4 protein-coding genes are annotated in these 4,693 nt (G+C 65.5%); 3 read left to right on the top strand and 1 reads right to left on the bottom strand.

The features are described from left to right. Positions 1-131: 131 nt before the first annotated feature. Both ACFULV_RS34850 and ACFULV_RS34845 read left to right on the top strand, forming a co-directional pair. Entirely contained in the window at positions 132-1,100 is a 969-nt protein-coding gene (locus tag ACFULV_RS34850; protein ID WP_378638091.1) for a glycosyltransferase family 2 protein, read from the top strand. Next, positions 1,097-2,620 (top strand): DUF2142 domain-containing protein, encoded by a 1,524-nt coding sequence (locus ACFULV_RS34845; RefSeq protein ID WP_378638089.1) that lies wholly within the window; start codon positions 1,097-1,099, stop codon positions 2,618-2,620. Before ACFULV_RS34850 ends, ACFULV_RS34845 begins: the two co-directional genes overlap by 4 nt. A 21-nt stretch (positions 2,621-2,641) precedes the next feature. Here the strand turns inward: ACFULV_RS34845 and rfbB are convergent, their stop codons facing one another. Continuing rightward, the gene (gene rfbB, locus ACFULV_RS34840) at positions 2,642-3,643 is read right to left on the bottom strand and encodes a dTDP-glucose 4,6-dehydratase (protein WP_378664358.1); all 1,002 of its coding nucleotides are present in this window, start codon (positions 3,641-3,643) and stop codon (positions 2,642-2,644) included. Between the two features lie 326 nt (positions 3,644-3,969). Between rfbB and ACFULV_RS34835 the strand changes: the two genes are divergently transcribed. Next, positions 3,970-4,668, top strand: a complete 699-nt coding sequence (locus tag ACFULV_RS34835) for a hypothetical protein (RefSeq protein WP_378664355.1) — start codon at positions 3,970-3,972, stop codon at positions 4,666-4,668. Positions 4,669-4,693: the final 25 nt, after the last annotated feature.

Genomic DNA, 4,693 nt, shown 5'->3' with positions numbered 1-4,693 from the left:
GGCGACGAAGGAGCAAGCAACGGCGGCTAACCGGCGGCCCCTCGGGGCCGCGAACACGCGCGCGCCAGCGCGCCGACAATCCTGTAGCCTCCCGGTGTCCCACTGCTGCCTAACTCCGAGGATTGACCCGGGTGGACTCCACCGAGCTTCGCATTGCCGCCGTGGTCCCCTGCCACAATGAAGAGGCCGCGGTCGCCAAGGTCGTCACCGACCTCAAAGCCGCTGTGCCGGGGATCGTCGTCTACGTCTACGACAACCTGAGCACCGACCGCACCGCCGAATGCGCCCGTGAGGCCGGGGCGATCGTGCGCTTCGAGAACACCAAGGGCAAGGGCAATGTGGTGCGCCGCGCCTTCGCCGATATCGACGCCGACGTCTATCTGATGATCGACGGCGACGACACCTACGAGGCGTCGGCCGCTCCGCTGATGATCAAGACGCTGCTCGAGGGCCCTTACGACCACATCCTCGGTGTGCGCAAGCAGGACGACGCCGACGCCAGCGCCTACCGCAGCGGTCACGAGACCGGCAACAAGGTGCTCAACGGCGTGGTCGGCAAGGTGTTCGGCGAGAACGTCGAAGACATGCTGAGCGGCTTCCGGGTGTTCTCGCGCCGATTCGTGAAGAGCTTCCCGGCCGTGTCGCGCGAGTTCGAGATCGAGACCGAGCTGACCGTGCATTCGCTGCACCTGCGCGTGCCGCAGACCTCGGTGCCGGTCGGTTTCCGCGACCGCCCCGCGGGCAGCGAATCCAAGCTGCGCACCTACCGCGACGGCACCAAGATCCTCGCGCTGATCCTGGGCCTGGCCCGCCACGAACGCCCCGTCGCGTTCTACGGCCTGTTCGGCACCATCGCCTGGCTGGTCTCGGTGATTCTGACCGTGCCGATCGTGATCGACTTCTACAACACTCACCAGGTGGCGCGGTTCCCGACGCTGTTCCTCGCGTTCACGCTGCTGCTGCTCGGCAGCCTCGCCTGGACCGCGGGCCTGATCCTGGACGGTATCCGCCGCTCCCGCCACGAGACGGCGCGGTTGGTCTACCTGCGTTATTCGGCCGCCGGGGTGAGCGAGGACGTCGCGGCCGGAGACCGTCGGTGACCACGTCCATCGAGCCCGAGACGACTGTAGAACCCAGCAAGACCCCCGCACGCAAGGATCGGGCGTTGGCGCCGATCCGGACCGTGACCCAGCGGTTCGGCGCCGCCACCGTCGCGTTCGCGATGATCGCGACCGTGTTCGGCGCCGTGTTCGCGGTGCTCACGCCCGCGTTCTGGGGCCACGACGAGATCACCCAGTTCGGCCGCGCCTACCAGGTCGCCCACGGCGGCGTGTTCCCCCAGCGCATCGTCGACGATCGCGGTGTGGCCTACGGCGGGCAGATCCCGGTCAGCGTCGACGCGCTGATGGGCTACGCCTTCAAGGACTACAACGACAACCCCGAAGAGCCCGACGCGATGGTGGCCGACCCCGGCGCCTACGACCGGCTCGCCGCGGCCGAGGTCTCCTCGACGACCCGGCAGATGTGGTTCACCAACACCGCCGCCTACTCGCCGGTGCCGTATGTGCCCGCCGCCGTTGGCATTCGGCTGGGCGAGGCGCTCGGCCTCAACGTGGGTGGCATGTATCTGCTGACCCGTTTCGCCGGCCTGGTCGCCTATCTCGCGGTCGTCGGATTCGGGCTCTACGCGCTGCGCGAGCGGCGTAGCCAGTGGCTGGTATTCACCGTGGCGGTGCTGCCGATCGCGCTTTTCCAGGCGGGCACCGTCACCGCGGACACGCTCACCAACGCGCTCGCCATCATGGTGTCGGCGCTGCTGCTGAAAGCGCTGTTCGTCGGCGATCGACTGCACCGGGCGGAAACCGCCGCGCTGCTCGCCGCGACGATCGCGCTGCCGCTGAGCAAACCGACCTATGTGCTGCTGGCGATGCTCGTTGTGGTGGTGCCCGCCGACCGGCTCGGTTTCACCGGAAAACTGAAATTCGTTCCGTGGGCATTCGCGGTGACGGGCGGTGTCCTTTTCCTCGCCTGGACGAAGATCGCGGCGCCCACCGGCGACGGCATGGGCCTGATGCGCCCGCCCCATCAGTGGGGGCAGGTGCGACCGGGCGATCAGCTGAAGGGAATCCTCAGCGACCCGGTGCAATTCGTGCACACCTTCGGCGAGAGCATCGCGCTGCGCGACCATCGCTGGTTCAACCAGTTCTTCGGCGAACTCGGTTTCGCGTATGTGGACGTGCCCGCGATTTCGATGCTGGCGTGCCTGCTCGCCTTCGCGGTGAGTTTCGGCATCGTCGACCGGATGAGTACCACCACAGCCACTTTCCGTCGCACGCTGATCGTGGCGCTCACGGTGCTCGCGAGTGTGGCGATGATCTACGTGACGCTGTACATGTCGTTCACGCCGGTCGATTTCTACATCATCGACGGTGTGCAGGGCCGGTATTTCGTGCCGCTGGCAATCATGGGACTGGCGGTACTGGCTCGCGTGGTGCCGCTGCGACTCACGAATTCCGAGGGCGTGATTCCGGCCCGTGGGACCGCGATCACCATCGCCTGTGCGTCGACTTTCGCGCTTGTCGCTACCGCCGCAACGTATTACACCGTCGTCTGGGGATAATTCCCCAGACGACGGTGGGGATTACAGAGTTTTCTCGCCCGCTGCCGCGTAGGCGCTTTCGGTATCGGCCTTTTTCGGTCGCCACCAGTCCTCGTTGTCGCGGTACCAGGCGACGGTGTCGGCCAGGCCGGCGCGGAAGTCCGCGTAGCGCGGTGACCAGCCCAGCTCCTCGCGCAGCAGGCTCGCGTCGATGGCGTAGCGCTGGTCGTGGCCGGGGCGGTCCGTCACGTGATCGAAATCGGTGGGCTCTCGATCGAACGCCTGCAGAATGAGCTGGACGACCGTGAGGTTGTCGAGTTCACCCTGGGCGCCGATCAGGTAGGTCTTGCCGGTCCGGCCGCGCTCGAGAATGTCCCAGACCGCGCGATTGTGGTCGTCGACGTGGATCCAGTCGCGCACCTGATGGCCCGCGCCGTACAGCCGTGGGCGCACACCGTCGATCAGGTTGGTGATCTGGCGCGGGATGAATTTCTCCACGTGCTGGTAGGGGCCGTAATTGTTGGAGCAGTTCGACAGGGTCGCGCGGACACCGAAAGACCGGGTCCAGGCGCGCACCAGCATGTCGCTGCCCGCTTTGGTCGCCGAATACGGGCTCGACGGGTTGTAGGCGGTGGATTCGGTGAAGCCCGGCTCGTCGGGGGTGAGATCGCCGTACACCTCGTCGGTGGAGACGTGGTGGTAGCGCACCTCGTGGCGGCGTACCGCCTGCAACAGTGAGTAGGTGCCGACGATATTGGTCTGCACGAACGGCCACGGCTCGGCCAGGGAGTTGTCATTGTGGGATTCGGCCGCGAAATGCACGACCGCGTCCACCCCGCTGACCAAGTTGTCGACAAGATCGAGATCGGCGATATCGCCGTGCACGAATTCGATCCGATCCGCGACCGGATCCAGCGATGCCCGGTTGCCCGCGTAAGTGAGCGCGTCGAGCACGGTCACTTGGACATCCGGGCGCGTGGCCACGGTCTGCTGGACGAAATTCGCACCGATGAACCCGGCCCCGCCGGTTACGAGCACTCGCACTCGGTCAACGATACGTGCATTCCGCGGACGCTCGTGACGAAAGGTGTCACTGTTATGTGTTGCTGGATCGTCTCTGACCTGTGACCCGGTATATATTTACACCGTGATCTATGTCACATTACCTGCAAGTAGGTTAAGACTCAGAGTTGGTTTTCCTGAGAAAAAGCCCGGTCAACGCTCAGGTTTCTAGCACCGCACCAGCATCGGGGTATCCACGGTGAACAAAACTTGAACTAACAGTCACAGCAGGTTCACCTCTGGTTAGCTGCGGGGGCTTTTGATCTACCAGTCCCCTCCGCACGCTCCAAACTTGAGGTTCAACAAAAATGCTGATGAGGAAATTCGCCGCCACGTCGGCGCTGCTGATCGCTGCCATGGGCGTCACCGCCGGCACTGTGAACGCCGCGCCGGTCGAAGAAGCCGCCCCGATCAACTACTCCGCCGAGGTCGTCGACGGTTCCAAGTCCGTCATCACCACCGATGCCGGCTCGCTGGTCGTCGAAGACGGCGCCTTCAAGATCAAGGCTGCCAACGGCACCACCGTCGCCGGCACCCCGCTGTCGTTCCGCCTCGATGACTTCGAGCTGCCGATCGCCGCCGAGATCTCGGGCAACAAGGCCGTCCTGACCCCCCAGCTCGACCCGGCCCAGGCCGTCTACAAGCCGGTAGCCCTGCCTTACGAGGACAAGGCTCCCTGGAAGACCGAGTACGAGCGTGAGCAGGCCGCCTGGAGCCGTCTGACCTCCACCATCTCCATGGGCGCCACCATCGGCACCCTGGCCGGCGGCCTCGGCGGCGCGACCATCGGCTGCATCGCGGGTGCCGCGGCCGGCCTGGTCGCTACCGGTGTGCTGCTCGCCCTGTTCGGTGCCGGCCCGCTCGCCGGTTGCGTCGTCGGCGCCACCACCATCGGCGCCCTCGGCGTCATCCTGGGCCAGATCTTCGTGACCGCTCCGGTCGCGATCGGTGCTGCGATCCAGTACTTCACCACGATCAACCAGCCCTTCGTCGCTCCGGCCAAGTAATTTCGCCGTAGTACAGAAGGAAAGC

Source organism: Nocardia sp. NPDC057272 (genome assembly GCF_042668615.1).
GTDB lineage: Bacteria > Actinomycetota > Actinomycetes > Mycobacteriales > Mycobacteriaceae > Nocardia.
The sequence above is the reverse complement of the archived record's forward strand: the minus strand, read 5'-3'. Positions and strand labels throughout refer to the sequence as shown.

What these genes read in the sequence shown, in the direction of transcription:
- ACFULV_RS34835 (WP_378664355.1), top strand. Translation starts at nt 3,970, where the DNA reads ATGCTGATGAGGAAATTCGCCGCCACGTCGGCGCTGCTGATCGCTGCC.